We start from the raw sequence: 19538 nt of genomic DNA on the forward strand, positions 1-19538 counted from the left end.
CCTTGCGACAGAGGATATTCATGAAATCAACGATGCATTTCTTTGGCGGCAAAGTGCTGCCTGCAATGCTGCTGCTATCCACGATCATGCTGGTCGGCGCTGCAGCGGTTGCGAAGGCGGAGGGTGCGCATTTTGATTACGCGCAACAGGCGGCATGGAGTGAGGTGCATGGTGACCGGCAGTCGCCGATTGCACTCGACTTGGATAAGGCGACTCCCGATTTCGACGACGATGCTGATGACGGTATCAGGATCTCAGGCAAGACCAGAGGCGCCATCGTGCTGGACAATTCGCACACGATACAAGTCAACGTATTGCCGGGAAATTTCGCGACCATCCGTGGACGCCGTTTTCAACTGCAGCAATTTCATTTTCATACGCCCAGCGAACATGTACTCAACGGCAAGCGATATCCGCTCGAATTGCACCTTGTGTACAGGGCCAAAAATGGTCGTCTGGCAGTGATCGGCGTCTTGTTTCAGGAAGGGGCGGCCAACCTGGCGTTCGACGCCGTCATGCGACGTGTCATGCGCGCAGGGCAGGCGGAGCCGATGCGTGAGTTTGATATCAGTGGCTTGTTACCGACGGATTTGAGCTACTTTCACTATCTCGGTTCGCTGACGACGCCGCCGCTAAGCCAGAATGTCGAGTGGCATGTGCTGTCGAACCCGATCACATTGTCGTCTGCTCAGCTTGACGATTTTCATCGCTACTACACTGCCAACAGCCGTGACCTGCAGCCGCGCAATGATCGCGAAGTGCTGTATCACCAGGACGCAAAACGCTAACGCCGGCAGCCGTGCCGCCGGCGATGCAAAACATCTCCGCGGCAGATGAAATATGTTCGCAGCGATTGCCGCCATGACATTCTGCAGAGTACGGCTGCAATTGATAGAATAGCGACTCAGTCACTTCAGGCTGGCGCCTGTGATGAATGTGGTCGTGCACGACAAGTAGTCATCTGCAGGTGCTTGTCGTTTCGCCAACACAGACGTCTGCAAGCTTCGGCCAAACGATTTTCCCAACATGTCTCCACACAAAGAAGCCGCGCATTCGAGCGGTCAAGTCTTGCCTTTCCGCGAATCCCTGATGGCCACCCTTGGCATCTGCTTCGTCATCATGCTGGTGGCGCTGGATCAGACGATTGTTGGAACCGCCTTGCCGACCATCGTCGCCGAGCTCAAGGGCTTTGACCTCTACGCCTGGGTGGCGACCTCGTATCTGTTGACCTCGGTCATCACGGTGCCGATCTTTGGCAGGCTCGGCGACTATTTCGGCCGCAAGCCTTTTCTGATTGCATCCATCATCATCTTCGTCATCGCTTCCATGCTGTGCGGGATGGCCAACAGCATGTTGTTTCTGGTGCTGGCGCGCGGCCTGCAAGGTATCGGTGGCGGCATGCTGGTCGGAACTGCATTTGCCTCAGCGGCAGACTTGTTTCCGGATCCGCATATTCGCTTGCGCTGGCAAATCATTCTGAGCGCGGCGTATGGCATTGCGACCTCGATCGGGCCTTCGCTGGGCGGTTTCCTGACCCAATCGCTGGGCTGGCGCTGGACCTTTTACGTCAATCTGCCGGTCGGATTGATCTCCTTGTTTTTTGCAATGCGCTACATCCCGCATATTCGCCATATCAAGCACGAAGGCAAGATTCGCCTCGACTGGTTTGGTGCGGTGCTGATCACCATTGCACTGGGCAGCCTGCAATTGCTGGTGGAGATGCTGCCCAAGCGCGGCCTGACTACCGGCATGCTCGTCTTGCTGGTCGCCAGTGTTGCCGCGTTCTACGCCCTCTGGAAATGGGAGCGTCACGTCGAGCAGCCCATCCTGCCATTTGAAATGGTCAAAGATCCGGCGCTGTCGAGCCTGTTCTTGTTGTCGATCCTGGCCGGTTTCTCGATGTTCTCGATGCTGATGTATTCGCCGCTGTTGTTCCAGGGCGGTTTCGGCATGTCGCCGCGCGAAGCGGGTCTGCTGATTACGCCGCTCGTAGCCTGTATCACGGTGGCGAGTATCGTCAACGGTCGCATTGTCACGCGCATCCCCAATCCCAACATGATGATGTATGTCGGCTTTGCGCTGATTGCGATTTCTTGTCTCGGCATCGTGCTGTCGCAGCGCGGCACCTCGACGTCCTTCATGCTGGCTGCAATGCTGGCAGGTGGTTTCGGTCTCGGTCTGGTGTTGCCGAACCTGACTGTCTTTGCGCAACAGGCCGCCAGCCGCGAGCATCTGGGCATCGCCACTGCCTTGCTGCAATCCTTGCGCATGATCGGCGGCATGCTCGGTACGGCGGTCACCGGTACGCTGGTGACACAGATGTACGGCAGCGGCGTTCAGCGCGCGCTGGAAAGCGATCACGCCGCACAATGGATGGCTGAATTCAAGGATCCGGAAATCCTCGTCAATCACGACATCCAGTCAACGCTGCTGGCGCAAATGCTGCAAGCCGGCCACAACGGCTCAGCCTTGCTCGACGCAGCGCGCGATGCGCTGGTCGGAGCGATTCACATGGGCATTGCACTGGCGATCGTGTCGGCGTTGATCGGCTTATGGATGGTGCGCCGGGTGCCTCTGATCCGTTTTTCCAACAAGACAAAAGTGGAACCGGTGATGTCCGAATAAAGAGTGGGTAATAATCAAAAATGGCGCGTCGCTGATATCAGCTGGCGCGCCATTTTTCATTGAGCTTCACTGTTTGAATCAGGCCTATCAGTCCGACCACAATTTTCCTGCAGTCGCCCAGTTCTCTTTCTTGACGTCCTGGATGATGATGTCGACCGACTCCGGGCCACATTGCAAGGTCTTGCAGGTGACCTCGGTAATTGCCTTCACGAGTTCACGTTTTTGTTCGATGCTGCGGCCTTCAAACAGCTGGATGTTGAATGTGGGCATGTTCTCTCCTTGGGTAAAATCAGTTCTTGTAAGACGCATCCAGTGCGTCCAGTTTGCGCAGCAGCGTGGGCCATTCGAGCGCACCTTCCGGGCTGCCGTCGCCGAGCAATTGCTGATGCGTTTTTCTGCAGATATCGGCAGCAGGCATCTGCGGCGCTTGTCCACCGGCCTGTGCCAGCAACTGGATGCGGCAAGCCTTGTCGAGCGTGTCCATCAGTACATAGGCCTCGGCGATGGTGCGGCCGCAGATCAGGCTGCCGTGATTGCGCAGCAGCAGCGCGGGATAGTCGCCGAGACGTTCGATCAGCCGTGTCTGTTCGCCGGGCGTCAATGCCAGCCCTTCGTAATCGTGACAGGCAATCTGTTCATAAAAGCGTAACGCATGTTGCGACAGCGGCAGTAATCCCTGCTGCAGTGCACTGACGGCAACCGCGTGGTCGTTGTGCAGATGCATGACGCAATGCGCGTCGGCACGCGCCGCATGCACCGCGCCATGGATCGTGAAACCACTGACATTGACGCGATAAGGGCTGTCGCCGACGATCTGGCCGTGCTGGTCGATCTTGACCAGATTCGATGCGCAGATCTCATCGAAACGATAGCCAAACGGGTTCAGCAAAAAATGTCCCGGCTCATCCGGCACGGTGGCCGAGATATGCGTGTAGATGACATCATCCCAGGCTTGCAATGCGCATAGCCGGTAGCAGGCGGCGAGATCGATACGGGTTTGCCATTCGGCGTGGCTGATAGGGGCTAGCTTGACAGAAGCGATCATGGCAGTCGTGGCAACATGGGAGCATGAATAAAGAATGAAGAATAAAAAAGGGGGCGCTGCAGCGTCCCCCGGCATGTTACACCCAGACTTAGAAGTGGTATTCGGCGCGGATCATCGGTGTCTTGGCGAAGGAGCCAGGCACCTTGGATTGGTTGCCGAACTTGTTGCGCCAGTACTGATATTCCAGACCGATGCGGAAGGTGTTTTTGCCCAGCCCCATCGGCGTGCCGACGTCATACATGATCTGGCCGTCGAAGTTCAGCTCCGGGCTGGTCGGGCTGCCAAACTCGTCCTTACCCTTGGCGGCGATGTAGTTCACATAACCTTCAAATGCGAAGCCACTGGTGCCGAATGGAATGCCCCATGCTGCGGTCAACATCGGGTGCACGTCGTACGAATAGCGGCTGGAAATACCCACCGGCTGATTGCTTTCCCACAGTGCCAGCAGGCTGATATTGAGGAAGCCGGGCACATCCATCATTAGCGTCGGACCGGCGACGATCATGCGTTTCTTGGAACCGTAGCCCGGATCGTTTTTGGTGTTCCAGTCGAAGCCCGCGGTAAAGCCGACGCCGCGGGCGGGGCCAAAGGACAAGTCTTTGCCGCTGATCTTGCCGATGTCCAGCGTATGACGGTAGGTGATGTAGGCTTCCTGCGCATTGCTGTCCTTCTTGTCGGACATCAGCAGGTCGACGTTCAGGAAGTTGGTGCCGTACTTGTAGCCGCTGGCGTGCGTGAAGTTGATGATGTTCTTGCTGATGTCCTGCGTGTTGTACGGCTCGGCGAACTTGGTGCCATAGCGGTAGCCGATGGAATTATCGGCCCAGTCGGCGGCGTGCGCCTGCTGTATTGCCGCCATTGCAGACAGCCCGATCAGGCCCGCCGCTGCGAGATGTGTGCTTACCGGCTTGCGCAGGATTGCGTTTGCTTGTTGCATGGTGTCTCCTCCATTAAATGGTATGTCGAACTTTTTTATAGTGTTCCGTGGATCCGCCACGGCGGTAGATCAAACCTTGCTGAACGGATGCGGATGTACCTTGCGCCAGTGATCGGCGATATCGATGCGGCGCGTGATCCAGACCTTGTCGTGTTGTAGTACGTAGTCGAGGAAACGCGCCAGCGCCGCTGCACGTGCAGGGCGGCCGACAATGCGGCAGTGCAGGCCGACCGACAGCATCTTGGGGCGATCGAGTCCGTCCGGATCGCCTTCGTCATAGAGCACGTCGAAGGCGTCTTTCAGATAATCGAAGAACTGCGTGCCCGAGTTGAATCCCTGTGGCGCGGCGAAGCGCATGTCGTTGCTGTCAAGCGTATAAGGAACGATCAGTTGCGGCGCGGAAGCCGTTGAGCCGTCGGCATTACGCACGTTGACGTTTTCCCAGTAGGGCAGGTCGTCGGCATAGCTGTCGGCGTCGTAGGCGATGCCGCCATGCTCGGCGACCAGACGGCGTGTGTTGGGTGAATCGCGGCCGGTGTACCAGCCCAGCGGCGCGTTGTTGGTGATGTCCTTGATGATGGCGACGGCTTCGGCGATGTGTTTACGCTCGGTCGCTTCGTCGACATTCTGATAGCTGATCCATCGCAGACCGTGGCAGGCGATCTCGTGGCCCAGTTCGAGAAAGGCGGCGGTTGCATCCGGATTGCGTTGCAACGCACGCGCCACGCCGAAGATGGTCAGCGGCAGTTTGCGGTCTTCAAACATGCGCAGCAAGCGCCACAAACCGGCGCGCGAGCCATACTCGTAGATCGATTCCATGCTCATGTGGCGTGCTGGGAAACTCTGTGCACCGATGATTTCGGACAAGAAAACCTCCGAGCCGGCATCGCCGTCGAGCACACAGTTTTCGGCACCTTCTTCATAGTTCAGCACGAACTGCAAGGCGATGCGCGCGCCGCCCGGCCATTGCGCGTGTGGCGGCGTACGGCCGTAACCTGCCAGGTCGCGTGGGTAATTGGAATCTTTCATGTCTCCTGCCTTCTGCTCGTTCTTTTGATTTGTTTCATGTGTCCGCCGAATTATGTCTTTAGAATTGATTGTGGATATAAGCTGGAACGTATATAGACCTCAGCACTGCGGTATATCATTTGCCGGTCAAAGAATGGTCAACATCTGCTAAAGAGAGGAAGCACAATGGGAAAACTGAGCACCCACGTCCTGGACGTGACCCAAGGCAAGCCGGGCGCAGGCGTCAAACTGGCCTTGTATGCCATCAAGGGAAATGAAAAAGTGTTGCTGAAAAACGCCGTCACCAACAGCGATGGCCGTTGCGATGCGCCGTTGCTGCAAGGCGACGAATTGCTGGCCGGACGTTATGAGCTGGTGTTTGGCGCAGGCGATTATTTCGCCGGCCAGGGCGTGCAATTGCCGGCGCCGCGTTTTGTGGACGAAGTCGTCATCGCTTTCGGCATTGCCGATCCGACACAGAACTATCATGTGCCGCTGGTCGTCTCGCCGTGGTCGTATTCGACTTATCGCGGTAGCTGATCGCTCATCTCAGGACATAAAAAAATCCGGCCCTCCCGAAAGGAGCGGCCGGATTTTTTATGGACGGAGGAAATACAAAAAGCTCAGAATCAGAATTCGTTCTGCTGCTTCTTTTAGCCTTGTACCGGTTCGTTGTGGGTGCGCTCCACGTCTTAGGACAATTCGGATGCCTGTGCCAACACGCGCGGTAAGTATAAAAGGTGCGCCCAGTGCATGAGTTTGTTTGTTCAGGTTTTTGTCAGGAAGGGATTGTCTCCGTCGGAATCACTCTCTATAATGATAATCATTCTCGATAATTAAAAAGCGCCGCTTGTTGAGCAAAACAACAAGCCAACAAGACGCCTCCCTGTCCGGATCCATCGGACGAATCCCTATTTATCCAGAGCCCGCCAAGCCTCAAGCCAGGCCAGATGTGCGTTGCAACGATGCGGTTCCATACTGCCGCTGCGAACGCGCCAGAGAGTCATTCAGCGATGTCCGGTCTGCCCGATGTTTCCAGTCCCGTGAAAGACGTGGCTCAGGAGGGGAGCGTTTTGTGTCCGGTCCGTTTGTCTTGTCGCATCACTATTTCATCGACCCTGAAAGGAAGTACTACATGAAACGTCTTGTCATTCCCGCCTTGTTGTCCACCATGCTGTTCGCTGCATCAGCGCAAGCTCACCACGTCTGGCTGCAACAGGATGCGAAGTCCGCCAATCTCTACTTCGGTGAATTCGCTGAAAACCTGCGCGAAGTATCGCCGGGCCGTCTCGACAAGTTCGAGCAGCCGACCGCGGTTTTGTTGGGCAGCAATGGCGACAAGACACTGGATCTGAAGAAGGGCAAGAACGGTTTTGCCCTGTCGGCACGCGCCGGCAAGAATGAATCCATCATCGCCGAAGAAGCGCATTACCCGGTGATGGAGCGCAAGACCGGCGACACCGTCGTGCGCACAGCATGGACACCGGCAGCACGTCTGGTGACATCGGATGCCGAACAGGCGCCGCGCCTGACGCTGGATGTCGTGCCGACCGGCAAGCGCGGCGAGTTCAAGCTGTTCTACAAGGGCCAGCCGCTGCCAAAGACCAAGATCAACATTCAGGTACCGGCCGGCTGGAGCAAAGAAAGCCACACGGATGAACAAGGCGTCGTTAAATTTGATCTGCCATGGCAAGGCACCTACGTCGTCGAAGCGCATCACACCGACAAGACTGCCGGTGAACGCGACGGCAAGCCTTACGATATCGCCAGCTTCGTCACCAGCCTGACACTGACGCAGACCAAGGGTATCAAGGCGGTTCCTGCTGCCGCTGTCACTGAGCCAAGCCCGGCCAAGTAAAGATAGTCAGAGATCGCTGCGAGCAGCCCAGGCGCTTGCTCGCAGGCACGGGTATCTAAAGGGTGCGGCAATTTGTCGCACCCTCTGTGTTTTTCGCTTTCTCAACTTTTTTCTGAATGGCGATATCTCGCCAGGCCTTAACTGTAAAGGCTTTTAGCCGATCGGCATAGCTCCATTTCTCGAGGTTCCCTCCGTAAGAGCAGCCTTCGCGGCAGTACGCGGCGCTACCCCTGCGTGCTAAAGTCGCCGGATGGGGAAGAGATCAACAATCAAACAAAAAATCACCGCCTGGACCGCTATTTTCGCGGTGCTGCTGATGGTGCTCGCTCCGACCTTGTCGCGCGCCTTTTCGCCGGAATCTTCTTCGCCTGCGTTCTGGATGGAAATCTGCAGCGCCCTTGGCGTCTACAAAAGCGATGCGCCGATTTCGGGGAAAGAACAGCTTGCCGCATCGGCACATTGTCCGTATTGCCTGATGCATGCTGACGTCCTGACGCCGCCACCTCATGTCGCCGTTGGTGAGACCGTCTTCAGCATTTCTCATTTGTTGCCGCGCCTGTTTTATCGCGCGCCGCAGCCGTTGTTTGCATGGATCGTCACGCCTTCTCGCGGACCGCCCGCCATTGCCTGAAGTTATCTGATGCGTGTCCGCCGCTCAGCTGAGTTTTCCGCGAGCGGATCCAGACACACTCTATTCACATGCTGCTGCGCCGGTGTTGCCGTGTCGCACAGAAGTCGCACATCGATCTCACATGAAAACATCCACACCATTTCCGGGAACCCTGCGTCCCTTGCTGCTGGCGCTGATTGCCGCCTGGACTCCATTGAGCCAAGCTGAGAACAGCGATCCCGCCTTGCCCGAGGTCGTCGTCAAAGAATCGCAATCGGTCAGCGAAAAGAACAAGCTGCCCACTACCACCGAGAGCATCACTGCCGCGAAAGCCGCCGACACCGTCAACGCGATGAACGTCGAAGATACCCTCAAGTACATGCCCAGTGTGCTGGTGCGCAAGCGCTTCATCGGTGACACGCAGGCGCCGATGTCCACGCGCACTACGGGTATCAACGCCAGCGCACGCAGCCTGATCTATGCCGATGGCACGCTGCTATCGGCGCTGATCGCCAACAACAACGGCAATGGTTCGCCGCGCTGGTTCCTCGTCGCACCGGAAGAAATCGAGCGCATTGACGTGCTGTACGGTCCCTTCGCCGCGCAATACCCGGGCAATTCCTACGGCGCCGTCACCGATATCACCACGCGCATGCCGGATCATTTCGAAGCCAGCGTCAAGGCCAACACCGCGTTTCAGGACTTTAGCCAGTACGGCACCAGCAACACCTATCGCTCGCAAGAATTCGCCGCCACGCTCGGCAATCGCAGCGGAGATTGGTCATGGTGGTTCAGCGCCAATCATCTGGACGGCTACAGCCAGCCGGTTACTTATGTCACAGCGAGTACGGTGCCAGCCGGTAGTATCGGCGGCTATGCGACGCAAGATAAAAATGGCAAGAATATCTTCGTGCTCGGCGCGAACGGCCTGACCCATACCGTGCAAGACAATGCCAAGCTCAAGCTGGCCTACGATTTTTCGCCGACGCTGACCGCGACTTACACCTTGGGCTACTGGCAAAACCGGGCCGATTCACACGGACAGTCCTATCTCAGTAATGCTGCCGGCGCGACGGTCTATCCGAGCGGCCTCGCCAGCAACAGCACCGATCAGGAACAGTGGATACAAAGCCTGGCTGTCAGGAGCAAGACGCAGGGCGTGTTCGACTGGGAAGCCATCGCCAGCAACTTCTATACCGCCAAGGATTCCACGCGGACGTCAACCGGCACTTATCCCGCTGCGCAAACCGGCGGCAGCGGAACCATCGCCGATGCCAGCGGCACCGGTTGGTCAACCCTGGATCTCAAAGGCGTCTGGCGGCCGGATGGCGTCAAAGGGGCGCATATCGTCAGCTTCGGCGGTCACTATGATCAATACAAACTGGTCAGCCCGACCTACCTGACCAGCAACTGGGTTTCCGGCAGCAACGGCGCCTTGTCGACCGACTCGCGCGGCAAGACAGAAACCAGCGCTGTGTGGGCGCAAGATGTCTGGCGTCTGGCACCGGACTGGAAAGCCACGTTGGGTGGACGCTATGAATGGTGGCGCGCTTTTGGTGGCTACAACTATGCGGTGGCAAGTGGCGGCATCAATCAGCCGGAAGTGCGCAATTCGGGCTTCTCTCCCAAACTGTCGGTGGCATGGGCGCCCGGTGATCTCTGGCAATTCACCGGCTCATTCGGCAAGGCTCTGCGTTTTCCAACCGTCGGCGAGTTGTACCAGAACGTACTCGGCAGCGACGGTATTTATCGCCAGCCCAATCCCAATCTGAAGCCCGAGCGAGTGCTGTCGAGTGAGCTGGCCATCGAGCGCGCACTCGACAAAGGCAAGCTGCGTCTGTCCTTGTTCCAGGAAGAGGTTTCCGATGCCTTGATTTCGCAGACGTCGACACTGGGGACGGTTGTGTCGTCCTTCACGCAGAACGTCGACAAGACACGTCAGCGTGGCGTCGAGTTCGTCGTGCAAAAAGACGATGTGCTGATTCGGGGATTGGAGATCAACGGCAGCGTGACCTATGTCGATGCGCGCATCCTTGCCAACAGCAGCTTTGTGTCGAGCACCACGACATCCGTTGGCAAGCGTACACCCTATGTGCCCGAATGGCGCGCCACGCTGGTGGGGACTTATCGTCCTGATGACAAGTGGGCGTACACGCTGGCAGGACGCTACAGCGGACGTCTCTATTCGACGGTCGACAACAGCGACATCAACACGCACACCTATCAGGGTTTTGACGGCTTCATGGTGTTCGATGCACGCGTACGCTACAAGATCGATAAGCACTGGAGCACCGCAGTCGGCATCGACAATCTCACCAACAAGAACTACTTCCTGTTTCATCCGTTCCCGGAGAGAACCTTGTTTGCAGAGTTGAAATACGACTTCTGATTTTTCGACTGTAAAAAAAAGCCGCCGCGCAATGTACTGCGCGGCGGCTTTTTTGTGCCCTGGAATTCAGGCGGCGATGCTGCTGCGCGGCGCCGCCAGTCCCATCTCCTTGCGGAACAATTCTTCCATCTCGCGGCGAATGCGGATCGACTCCAGGCTGCTGTCGATGGCGACATCGCTCCAGCGCACGGTCTGACCGGCAGCGACGGGGCGCTGCAAGACGATGTGATGCGCCAGCCCGATCGGCAGTGCTTCCGCATTGAGCGAATCCACTGCTGGCATCAGCTTGCCATAGACCATGTGGCCACCTTCACCGTCGAGCTTTTCTCCCGGTTTGAGATCGCGCTTGGCGGTGGCAACGGTGTCGCCGCTGAAAGCCAATGTGTTGCCGGTCGGCTGGCCGCGCACGGCGATGTTGGCGACCGAGATGCCCAGCTCCAGGCCGATCAGGTGGTAGGGTTTGTACATGGTGGCGTAACGGCCGCTGACGTCGGTCTTGAGACCGTATTGGGCGAAGCAGTCGCGTACGTAATCGCTCGGTGCTTCGAAGGTGACATACACGCCCCAGCGCAGATCGCGGAACACCGGACGGCCATCGCGCTCCAGCGATGACACGACTTCCACCGTACCCGAATGCGACAGGATGCCGCCCGCCGATGCGGGTTTCAGAATATTCGGCAGATCATCGACGCCGCACGGCGGAAAGGCCAATCCGTTCGCGCCCGGCGTGAGGCCGCAGGCGTTGGCGACGGCGCCCATCTCCAGTGCTGATTTGGTGCCGTCGAGGAAGGAGTTGAACATCTGCGCATTGAAGTCTCCCGAGGCCACCTGCGCTTCGCTGAAGCCGTAATGTCCCCACACCGTATCCGGCGTCGACTGGTGATAGATCGGCAGATATTTGGTGCCCTTGCCGGCGCAGACGACGTCGAAGCCGGAGGTACGCGCCCAGTCGACCATCTCGGCGATCAGCGCCGGCTGGTCGCCGTAGGCCATCGAATAAATGATTCCGGCTTCGGCGGCGCGGCGCGCCAGCAGCGGGCCGGCGAGGGCATCCGCCTCGACGTTGACCATGATGATGTGTTTGCGATGCTTGCAGCACAGCAGAGCGTGACGGATACCGGCGGCAGGGCTGCCGGTGGCGTCGATGACGATATCCAGCTGCGGATGCGAAATCATCGCTTCGGCATCGTCCTGCACAAAGGTGCTGCCATCGTGCAACGCCTCATCCCAGGAACGCGCAGCATGCATGTCGTCTTTCCAGCCGACACGCGTCAATGCCTGCTTCGCGCGCGTGGGCGACAGGTCAGCAATGCCCAGCAGATGCACGCCGGGTGTGCGCGGCACCTGCGAGAGGAACATCGAGCCGAATTTGCCCGCACCGATGAGGCCTACGCGCACCGGTTTGCCGGCTTCGGCCAGCGCCTTCAATTGTTGGAACATGGTTGCCATGCTGTCTCCTAGCTTTGTCATTGTCTTTGCAGGGCTTGCGGGTCGCAGCCTGGAAAAAGAGTAGCATTGGGATTTTTCGTGGTAAATGCCGAATATCACAAACTTCATGTGCAAAAAATCCCATGCAGAAGACGATGCGTAAATTCGACTGGAACGATCTGCAAGCCTTTCTCGCCGTGGTGCGTGCAGGTCGTTTGACTGTGGCCGCCCGCCAGCTTGGCATCGATCATTCGACCTTGAGCCGTCGCATCGCCGGGCTGGAGGCGTCGCTCGGCGCAGTGCTATTTGATCGCCGGTCGGCTGGTTATGCCTTGACGGTGGAGGGGGAGCGCCTGATCGCCGATGCCGAAGCCATGGAAAGTCTGGCCGTACGCATTCATGCTCGCCAGGACGACGCCAAGCAAGGATTGACCGGCTCGATCCGCATCGGCACGCCGGAAGCCTGGGGCACCTACTTTCTGGCGCCGCAACTTAGCTTGCTGGCGCAGCAACATCCTGAGCTGGAAGTGGAACTCATCGCCAACCCGCGTATGTTCAGCCTTTCCAAACGCGAAGCCGACATTGCCATCAGCATGACGCGTCCGGAGCAGGGGCGTCTTTATGCGCGTCGTCTGAATGACTATGAACTGGGGATTTATGCTTCCAGCAACTATCTGCAGCGACACGGCCATATCGACAACAAGGCGCAACTGGAGGCGCATACCTGGGTCGGTTATGTGGAAGACCTGATGTGGTCGCGCGAGCTGGACTATCTCTCCGACATATCACCCCTGTTACGTCCGCGCATCCGGATATCGAACATCATCAGCCAGATGGCGGCGGTGGTCGGAGGCGCAGGTCTGGGCGTGTTGCCATGCTTCATGGCGCGTGAGGAGGAGAGGGCGGAAAGCCTGGTGCGCTTGCTGCCGGATATCCGGCTGTATCGCTCTTACTGGCTGATTACGCATGCGGACGCACGCGACATTTTGCGGGTCAATGTGGTTGCGGATTTTATTGCGGAACGTGTACAGGCAGAAGGCGAAAAGTTCTGGATCGATCAGACGATCGCGTGATGACATCTTGTCATGCCGGATGGATGAATTCCGAGGTAATGAATTGAGAACCGGCTTAACTGCTTTTGGCTTTCTCTATCGTTGAGCGCGCTGCTTCCATCAGGGCAACCGGCTCTTCAGCGTCGGAATCGAGATACTGATTTTCCAGATTGATTGCCAGATTGCTCATTTTTTCGGCAAGGTCGGCGAGTGCGACGCTGAGTTCGCACATCAGGCTGGAGATATTTTTAGGTGAGTTCGCCATGTCTCTTTTCCTTAAACGGACTCGACAGGCTAACCTGTCAAACACACTTCTGGACTTCACAGACGGCCGGGCAATATGCCTGACCCGAGGCTTACGAAAACTTATTTTAAGCCTATTCTCGATTTGACTGTGACTTGTGTAAAAAGTGCGAGCAAGAAATGTGCTTGCTGCGAGACAGGGGAAAGAAAAGATGACATTAAAAAAAAGGGCCTGCATGTGCAGGCCCTTTTTTGTTTCTTCACTTCTTGCTACTCAGCAAATGTTGCCTGATTAATCTTAATTTCGGTCTTGGTTTTAGAATGTTTCCCAGTCCGAATCCGAGTCAGGAGTTGCCGCTTTCGAAGCACTGGCCGGTTTGGCGCCGGCACCGCCCAGACGTGGCGCCGACGCTGGAGCCGGTTTGGCTTTAGCTTTGGTAATTGCGGCTGGTTTGGCTGCGGCCGCTGGTGCGGATGTTTTTACCGGCGCTTTAAATGATTGCGGTGTGCTGCGAATCGGTGCGGCGGCAAGCTGATGCGTTTGTGTTGCATCCAGCTTGAAGCGACCAACCAGATTGGCCAGTGTGGCGGCCTGATCTTGCAGCGATTGCGCTGCAGCAGCAGCTTGTTCCACCAGCGCGGCGTTTTGCTGCGTGCCTTCGTCCATCTGCGTAATCGCCTGGCCGACTTCACCGATACCCGCGCTTTGTTCCTGGCTGGCCGAGCTGATTTCGCCGACGATGTCGGTCACGCGCTTGACGCTGGCGACCACCTCGTTCATGGTTTCTCCGGCTTGCTGCACCAGCTTGCTACCGACATCGACCTTGGCGACGGAGTCGTCAATCAGTGTCTTGATTTCCTTGGCGGCAGCGGACGAGCGTTGTGCCAGGCTGCGCACTTCAGAAGCCACCACGGCAAAGCCGCGGCCTTGTTCGCCGGCACGAGCAGCTTCCACCGCAGCGTTGAGCGCCAGAATATTGGTCTGGAAGGCAATACCGTCAATCACGCTGATGATGTCGACAATCTTGCGCGACGAATCATTGATCGAACCCATCGTATCAACGACCTGACTGACGACGGCGCCACCCTGAACTGCGACTTCCGAAGCCGATACCGCCAGCTGATTTGCCTGGCGTGCATTGTCGGCGTTCTGTTTGACGGTCGAGGTGAGTTCTTCCATGGCCGAAGCGGTTTCTTCGATCGATCCGGCTTGCTGTTCGGTGCGGCTGGACAGATCGAGGTTGCCGCTGGCGATTTCGCTCGATGCCGTGGCAATGGTGTCAGCGGACGACTTGATATTGGAGATCGTGTGCGTCAGTGAATCGCGCATGCGTTTGAAGGCATACAACAGACTGGAGGTATCGCCGGGCACAGTGTTGATTGCCAGTGTCAGGTCGCCATCGGAAATCTTGTTGGCGATTTCAGCCGCATCGCCAGGATCGCCGCCGATAGTGCGCAGAATGCTGCGATTATTCACCACCACCAGAGCGATCAGGATGATTGCGAAGCCGAAGAAAATAGCGGCCGCCTGATAGATCGAACGCATGAAAGCGCTGTTGATATCGTCCACATAGACGCCGGTAGTAACGATCCAATCCCATGGCTCATAGCGGAAAGCGTAGGAAGTTTTTGGCACTGGATCCTGCGAGCCGACCTTGGGCCAGACGTAGTTGATGAAGTCGCCTTCGGGTTTGGCGCCGGCCTTGGAAATGTTCACGAACACCAGTGTGCCGTTGGGATCCTTGAAGGCCGACAAGTCCTTGCCGTTCAACTCAGGCTTGATCGGATGCATCACTGTCACGGCCTGCGAGTTGGAGACCGAGAAATAACCATCGGTGCCATAGCGCATGCTTTTCACACGCAACAACGCCGCCTTTTGCGCGTCTTCCTTGCTCATTGCGCCACTTTTCGCCAGTTCGCCATATTCTTTGATGGTGCTCATGGCGACTTGCGCGACGTTGATCAGGTCCTTCTTGCGCTCTTCCAGGCGAATGTCGCGCGCCTGGAGTATGTTGAAGATTGAGATGGCCAGCAACGCAATCAGACTGATGACGAGCGGCGTCCACAACCGTTGTTTGAATGAGAGTTTCATCCGATGATCTCCAAAGTTTTCCTAGATTAATAGTCGTGGTGTCCGGCGAGTCTTTGCTCGCCTTGGAAACTTGGATAGCGATACCCGAGTTGTTGTCGTTTTTTAGTTGTTAACGGCGTGGCAACAGACTAACTTTAAACGTGCTAGAAAAAAAGAAAGCCGCGATTAGTGCGGCTTTCACAGGCCTTATCTGACCTTGCTCGTGACCTTGTCCCTGAGCGTGTACCAAAGCAGGCCTATCCATTCATGCAAGGCGTAGTTGCTGCGCCGCAAGCCTTCTCCACTGGGAACATAGTCGTACGGTGAAAGCCGCTCATGGCTGAAGAAAACAGTCGGTGCAGGCGTAATCTCCAAACCGGTCTTTTGGAAACTGGCCAATGCTCTCGGCATATGGATCGCATCCGTCACCAGCAGGATGTGTTGTACACCGTCCTTGCCAAGCAGGGCTGCGGAGAACGACGCATTTTGTGCGGTGTCGTTCGCCGCATTTTCCAGCCAGCGCGTACTCACGCCAAAATCGTCATGCAGGCTGCGCGCCATGACCTCGGCTTCGCTTTCTAGGGCAGCATCGGTCTTGCCTCCTGTGACCAGCAAAGGAAGATGGCTGATGCGGTGGAGTCTGGCTGCGTATTGCAAACGGGCCAGCGCCAGATAGCCGGGCGCGTCCTGATTGTTATATTCCGGCGCATTGGACTGCCGGCGTGCGCCGAGCACCACGATTGCCTGCGCATGGGAGCTTGCTATCGTTGCGTTGGACATGGGCGGCGTCTGTGTCTCCAGAGGAGCGACCAGCAGCAGGGCGCCGGCGCGCGTACTAAACACCCATAACAAGGCAAGCGCAGTCCAGCTCAGCCAGATTGCGCCGCGCCGGCGACGGCGCAGCAGCAAGCCAAGTGCCGCCAGCAATAACAGATTGGCAGGAAACAGCAGGAGTGTACTGACGATCTTGATGAATAGGGACATGACAAAGTTGATGATGGCGGCCGGCCATTATCGCCGTGCGGACGCACGCTTGTCACGGATGTTGCAGGTAGATGATGCTGCCTTGACGGAGTGAAAGTGTCGACGACGTTAAAATGTCGGGAGATGCATCGTCGGTCATCCCCAGAAATAGGTAGGCGGTCATGCAGAATTCAGGAAAGGGAGAAGGAAGTGATACGTCTGGTCTTGCTATTGTTGGGTGCTGATTTCATTCGCCGTTATTGGCATGTGCTGGCGTTGATCGGTCTGGCATGGGGCGTGATCGGTGTCAGTCTGTGCATCGATGCGCTCGATGGCGTATTGGTGTTTCCTCTTACCGTGTTCGGCTATTTGTTGTTGGCGGAAAGCCTGGCAACGCTCTTCCTTGCATCCAGCGGCATCGGGGCGCAAAAGTCGCTGCGTTATCTGAAGGGTGGTTTGTTCCTGCTGATTTCGCTCTTGGTGATCTCGCTGCATCCGACCAGCGACATGGTGCTGGCCATGTTGTTCGGCACAGCGTTCACGATCGGTGGCGGCTTGCAGATTGCCTCGGCGCTGGTGGTGCGCTTTCCGCGCTGGCGCATGGCGCTGGCCGGTGGCATCGGACAAATTCTGATCGCCATCTTTTTCTTCCAACCGTATCCGACGCATTACAAAGGTACGCTGCCTTATTGCATCGGGATGGGGCTGATCTTCAGTGGTTGGAGCCTCATCTGGCTGGCCAGCCGTACGCGGCGTTTGCCGCAGACCGCGTCGATTTCTCAGCTGTCTTTCCGGAATGCGGATTCCGATCGTCCGCTCGACGCAGGCAGCCACGATCGCGATACCTTTGCTGCCGACGATACGCTGCCTGACGTCGAAAGCGCGGCGCCTTTGACTGTGCACGTATGGACACCAGTCGGCTCTGCCAAAGAGCAGACTTTGAATCGGCCCATCGTCAATCGGTACATTGCAGCGGTGGATGCCAGCGGCAGAATCTCCACCGGCCATGCGGCGCTGGAGGTCGCGCCGAGCTTGTACATCAGCCTCTATCCGGCCGAGGAAATCGACCGCTCACCGGATGAGTTCGCACGTTTGCTGCGCGCTACGCCGGACAACAACGTGCGCGGCCGTTATTTGACCGACTATCCATCGGAAGCGGCATCATGGTGCCCGTCAACAGAGAAGATCTCGTTTCGCGATTACGATTCGAGGCGGCTTCTGCGGTTTTGGCAGCAGTACCGTCAGGAAGAGATTTACAACCTGACATACCGCAACTGCTCCAGCACCGTTGCGTATGCGCTGGAGGCCGCATTGGAGGGCGTCATTGGTCGGCGTGCCGATCAATGGCTGGGTTTCATCAAGGTTCTTTTTACGCCGGAGGTCTGGGTCGCCAGTCAGATCCAGAAGCGCGCCGCGACCATGGCGTGGACGCCGGGATTGACGCTCGACTATGCGCGCGCCTTGCGCGCCGTGGTGCATCCGCGGCCTTTGTCATGGATGGCCAGCGTGCAACTGGCGATCCGCCGCAGCAGACGTTTTCGACGCGCGGATGCGGCGAGTCGCGTGTTGCCTGTATCGGTCAATCAGAGAGAAGATTCAGGCGCCGGCCGCTAAACCGCTGCGGGATATTGTCCTACACGCCAATCCGGCGTCGTCCGATTGGTGCGCTATGAGGGCGACCGTATTATCTGCTCTCGACACCGGAGTTGGCGGTTAAAAAATATACCAACACCAATTCTCGGGAATGCGCGATCTGCGCATTCCTCACTGTCAGGAATCTTCCCGATCCCATATCAAGCAACGATATCCGAGCTATAGCGCCATCGTGGCGCACGGTGAAATCCGACCCGGGATTGTCCGGTGCATCATATCGTCTCGTATCGAAAATCCTTCAACACACCGTCATTGCACCGCAGGTCCTTGCAAGCTATCCGCTCAGCCAAGGCGGGTGTGGAAGTCGGCATCTGCGTCAACCGATATAATGGCTTCGCTCCCTGTATGCCATGACTGTCACCAGGCCAACATCTCACCGACGCCTCCATGCCGATCAATAACGAAAATACCGGATCCCTTCAGGCCAGCGATGGCACCACCTTGTTTTACCGGGAATGGCGACACGCAGCACCGCGCGGCGCCATTGTTCTTGTCCATGGATTAGGGGAGCACGGCGGACGGTATGCGGAGTTGGCAGGACTGTTCCATGACGCAGGGTTGTCGGTGCGTATTCACGATCAGCGTGGTCACGGGAAATCAGACGGCGCACGTGGGAGTTTGCGCAGCGATGCCGATTTTCTGACCGATCTGAAATTGGTATTTGATGATTTTGCGCAGCAGTGCGATACCACGCCTTTTCTTTTTGGTCACAGCCTTGGGGGATTGGTGGCAGCGCGCTTTGCCACCGGCGGCTTGTCGAAGGTGCGCGGTTTGCTCCTGTCGTCGCCGGCGTTGGCGATTCGCATGAGTGGCTTCCAGAAAATATTACTTGCCCTGACGACGCGCCTTGCACCGGGTTTTGCCGTGCCGACCAGTTTGCCGGCAGAGTTGGTATCGCACGATACGGAAGTGGTGCAGAGATACCGCAACGACCCGCTGAATCACGGTAAGGTCGCCGCGCGTGTCGTCAACTTCATGCTGTCGGCGATGGCGCAGGTGCAGCGCGACGCCGGCACTTTTACCCTGCCGCTGTTATTGCAGATCGCGGGCGATGACGTGTTTGTGGATCCGGAGGGAAGTCGTTCTTTCTTTTCGAGCGTGCCGCAAGTCGACAAATGCCTGTATTGCTATGACGACGCCTATCACGAAATTTTCAATGAATCGAAGGAGCGTCGCTTGCGCGTTCAGGGTGATTTGCAAAGCTGGCTTGTGTCGCATCTCGCGTGAAGTAGTGGAAGCCGATCACTGATTTTTTGCTGCAACGCACATGGCGTTTCCCGGTCTGCGACGGGCTGGCGGAATAGGTGGAAAGGTGCGAGTAAAAATTAACCTGTATTTACAAGTGAAAAGACGCCTCAGGGTTGTCCGCTCGGGAAGTTGAGAAAGCCGCAGCGACTGTCAAAGCCCACGAATCCAGGAGCACATGCGCAGCCGTTGAGCGCCAGCGCCAGTGCTGTAGAGAGGATGATGGTCATGATGCGCCGCATGAGCAATCTTTCAAAATAAATGAAGAGCCGGGAGAGTAACAGCAAGTAATGGCAACGGGCGACAAAGCCCCACCAGCATATCGACGCGGCAGGCTTTTTCTTGAATGCGGGGAAAGAATTGTAAAGACAGCTTTGCCGGAGTGACCTACCGTCATGCAGGAGATAAGCG

At 57.2% G+C, this 19538-nt stretch carries 17 protein-coding genes; 9 read left to right on the plus strand and 8 right to left on the minus strand.

Translation table 11 applies throughout. The features are described 5' to 3' along the window. Positions 1 to 20 precede the first annotated feature (20 nt). Positions 21 to 788, plus strand: a complete 768-nt coding sequence (locus hmeg3_RS07235; RefSeq protein WP_094563144.1) for a carbonic anhydrase — start codon at positions 21 to 23, stop codon at positions 786 to 788. A gap of 238 nt (positions 789 to 1026) precedes the next feature. Further along, on the plus strand, positions 1027 to 2625 hold the full coding sequence (locus hmeg3_RS07240) for an MDR family MFS transporter (protein WP_094563145.1): 1599 nt from the start codon (positions 1027 to 1029) through the stop codon (positions 2623 to 2625). Between the two features lie 87 nt (positions 2626 to 2712). Here the strand turns inward: hmeg3_RS07240 and hmeg3_RS07245 are convergent, their stop codons facing one another. The 4 genes from hmeg3_RS07245 to puuE all read right to left on the minus strand — a co-directional run bounded on the left by hmeg3_RS07245 (position 2713) and on the right by puuE (position 5636). Beyond that, positions 2713 to 2895: a 4-oxalocrotonate tautomerase gene (locus tag hmeg3_RS07245; RefSeq protein WP_232511910.1), complete on the minus strand. Its 183-nt coding sequence runs from the start codon at positions 2893 to 2895 to the stop codon at positions 2713 to 2715. Between the two features lie 19 nt (positions 2896 to 2914). Further along, the gene (locus hmeg3_RS07250) at positions 2915 to 3670 is read right to left on the minus strand and encodes a class II aldolase/adducin family protein (protein ID WP_094563147.1); all 756 of its coding nucleotides are present in this window, start codon (positions 3668 to 3670) and stop codon (positions 2915 to 2917) included. Between the two features lie 88 nt (positions 3671 to 3758). After that, positions 3759 to 4607 carry an outer envelope protein gene (locus hmeg3_RS07255; protein WP_094563148.1) on the minus strand — a complete coding sequence of 283 codons (849 nt, stop codon included), beginning with the start codon at positions 4605 to 4607 and terminating at the stop codon, positions 3759 to 3761. A gap of 69 nt (positions 4608 to 4676) precedes the next feature. Beyond that, positions 4677 to 5636, minus strand: coding sequence for an allantoinase PuuE (gene puuE / locus hmeg3_RS07260; RefSeq protein WP_094563149.1), 960 nt, complete (start codon positions 5634 to 5636; stop codon positions 4677 to 4679). A gap of 165 nt (positions 5637 to 5801) precedes the next feature. On the opposite strand from puuE, the gene uraH reads away from it, so the two are divergent. From uraH to hmeg3_RS07280, 4 genes are all read left to right on the plus strand, one after another. Next, positions 5802 to 6155, plus strand: coding sequence for a hydroxyisourate hydrolase (gene uraH, locus hmeg3_RS07265; protein ID WP_094563150.1), 354 nt, complete (start codon positions 5802 to 5804; stop codon positions 6153 to 6155). Positions 6156 to 6750: 595 nt separating this feature from the next. After that, positions 6751 to 7473 carry a DUF4198 domain-containing protein gene (locus tag hmeg3_RS07270; protein WP_094563151.1) on the plus strand — a complete coding sequence of 241 codons (723 nt, stop codon included), beginning with the start codon at positions 6751 to 6753 and terminating at the stop codon, positions 7471 to 7473. Between the two features lie 316 nt (positions 7474 to 7789). After that, complete coding sequence (locus hmeg3_RS07275) at positions 7790 to 8104, plus strand: DUF2946 family protein (RefSeq protein WP_232511911.1); 315 nt, start codon at positions 7790 to 7792, stop codon at positions 8102 to 8104. 121 nt (positions 8105 to 8225) lie between these two features. Then, on the plus strand, positions 8226 to 10472 hold the full coding sequence (locus hmeg3_RS07280) for a TonB-dependent receptor (protein WP_094563152.1): 2247 nt from the start codon (positions 8226 to 8228) through the stop codon (positions 10470 to 10472). Between the two features lie 66 nt (positions 10473 to 10538). Here the strand turns inward: hmeg3_RS07280 and hmeg3_RS07285 are convergent, their stop codons facing one another. Beyond that, the gene (locus hmeg3_RS07285) at positions 10539 to 11921 is read right to left on the minus strand and encodes an NAD(P)H-dependent oxidoreductase (RefSeq protein ID WP_094563153.1); all 1383 of its coding nucleotides are present in this window, start codon (positions 11919 to 11921) and stop codon (positions 10539 to 10541) included. A 122-nt stretch (positions 11922 to 12043) separates the two neighbouring features. Here hmeg3_RS07285 and hmeg3_RS07290 point away from each other — a divergent pair, with 122 nt between their 5' ends. Beyond that, a complete protein-coding gene (locus hmeg3_RS07290; RefSeq protein WP_232511912.1) occupies positions 12044 to 12973 on the plus strand; it encodes a LysR family transcriptional regulator in 930 nt (309 codons plus the stop codon). Between the two features lie 55 nt (positions 12974 to 13028). Here hmeg3_RS07290 and hmeg3_RS07295 read toward each other — a convergent pair whose 3' ends face one another. The 3 genes from hmeg3_RS07295 to hmeg3_RS07305 form a co-directional block, all read right to left on the minus strand. Beyond that, the gene (locus hmeg3_RS07295; protein ID WP_094563154.1) at positions 13029 to 13217 is read right to left on the minus strand and encodes a hypothetical protein; all 189 of its coding nucleotides are present in this window, start codon (positions 13215 to 13217) and stop codon (positions 13029 to 13031) included. Positions 13218 to 13511: 294 nt separating this feature from the next. Continuing rightward, on the minus strand, positions 13512 to 15287 hold the full coding sequence (locus tag hmeg3_RS07300; RefSeq protein WP_094563155.1) for a methyl-accepting chemotaxis protein: 1776 nt from the start codon (positions 15285 to 15287) through the stop codon (positions 13512 to 13514). A 186-nt stretch (positions 15288 to 15473) separates the two neighbouring features. Then, on the minus strand, positions 15474 to 16250 hold the full coding sequence (locus hmeg3_RS07305; RefSeq protein ID WP_094563156.1) for a YdcF family protein: 777 nt from the start codon (positions 16248 to 16250) through the stop codon (positions 15474 to 15476). A gap of 189 nt (positions 16251 to 16439) precedes the next feature. On the opposite strand from hmeg3_RS07305, the gene hmeg3_RS07310 reads away from it, so the two are divergent. Then, positions 16440 to 17843 carry an HdeD family acid-resistance protein gene (locus hmeg3_RS07310; RefSeq protein ID WP_232511913.1) on the plus strand — a complete coding sequence of 468 codons (1404 nt, stop codon included), beginning with the start codon at positions 16440 to 16442 and terminating at the stop codon, positions 17841 to 17843. 426 nt (positions 17844 to 18269) lie between these two features. Beyond that, positions 18270 to 19109: an alpha/beta hydrolase gene (locus hmeg3_RS07315; RefSeq protein WP_094563157.1), complete on the plus strand. Its 840-nt coding sequence runs from the start codon at positions 18270 to 18272 to the stop codon at positions 19107 to 19109. The last annotated feature ends 429 nt before the right edge of the window (positions 19110 to 19538 follow it).

Source organism: Herbaspirillum sp. meg3, assembly GCF_002257565.1.
In the GTDB taxonomy this organism is placed as follows: domain Bacteria; phylum Pseudomonadota; class Gammaproteobacteria; order Burkholderiales; family Burkholderiaceae_D; genus Herbaspirillum.

Bases quoted from the DNA above. Each gene is read 5' to 3' on its own strand.
- hmeg3_RS07315 (WP_094563157.1), top strand. From the start codon at position 18,270: ATGCCGATCAATAACGAAAATACCGGATCCCTTCAGGCCAGCGATGGC.
- hmeg3_RS07255 (WP_094563148.1), bottom strand. From the start codon at position 4,607: ATGCAACAAGCAAACGCAATCCTGCGCAAGCCGGTAAGCACACATCTC.
- hmeg3_RS07285 (WP_094563153.1), bottom strand. From the start codon at position 11,921: ATGGCAACCATGTTCCAACAATTGAAGGCGCTGGCCGAAGCCGGCAAA.
- hmeg3_RS07240 (WP_094563145.1), top strand. From the start codon at position 1,027: ATGTCTCCACACAAAGAAGCCGCGCATTCGAGCGGTCAAGTCTTGCCT.
- hmeg3_RS07290 (WP_232511912.1), top strand. From the start codon at position 12,044: ATGCAGAAGACGATGCGTAAATTCGACTGGAACGATCTGCAAGCCTTT.
- hmeg3_RS07280 (WP_094563152.1), top strand. From the start codon at position 8,226: ATGAAAACATCCACACCATTTCCGGGAACCCTGCGTCCCTTGCTGCTG.
- hmeg3_RS07275 (WP_232511911.1), top strand. From the start codon at position 7,790: ATGGTGCTCGCTCCGACCTTGTCGCGCGCCTTTTCGCCGGAATCTTCT.
- hmeg3_RS07235 (WP_094563144.1), top strand. From the start codon at position 21: ATGAAATCAACGATGCATTTCTTTGGCGGCAAAGTGCTGCCTGCAATG.
- hmeg3_RS07300 (WP_094563155.1), bottom strand. From the start codon at position 15,287: ATGAAACTCTCATTCAAACAACGGTTGTGGACGCCGCTCGTCATCAGT.
- hmeg3_RS07295 (WP_094563154.1), bottom strand. From the start codon at position 13,217: ATGGCGAACTCACCTAAAAATATCTCCAGCCTGATGTGCGAACTCAGC.
- puuE (WP_094563149.1), bottom strand. From the start codon at position 5,636: ATGAAAGATTCCAATTACCCACGCGACCTGGCAGGTTACGGCCGTACG.
- uraH (WP_094563150.1), top strand. From the start codon at position 5,802: ATGGGAAAACTGAGCACCCACGTCCTGGACGTGACCCAAGGCAAGCCG.
- hmeg3_RS07245 (WP_232511910.1), bottom strand. From the start codon at position 2,895: ATGCCCACATTCAACATCCAGCTGTTTGAAGGCCGCAGCATCGAACAA.
- hmeg3_RS07305 (WP_094563156.1), bottom strand. From the start codon at position 16,250: ATGTCCCTATTCATCAAGATCGTCAGTACACTCCTGCTGTTTCCTGCC.
- hmeg3_RS07250 (WP_094563147.1), bottom strand. From the start codon at position 3,670: ATGATCGCTTCTGTCAAGCTAGCCCCTATCAGCCACGCCGAATGGCAA.
- hmeg3_RS07270 (WP_094563151.1), top strand. From the start codon at position 6,751: ATGAAACGTCTTGTCATTCCCGCCTTGTTGTCCACCATGCTGTTCGCT.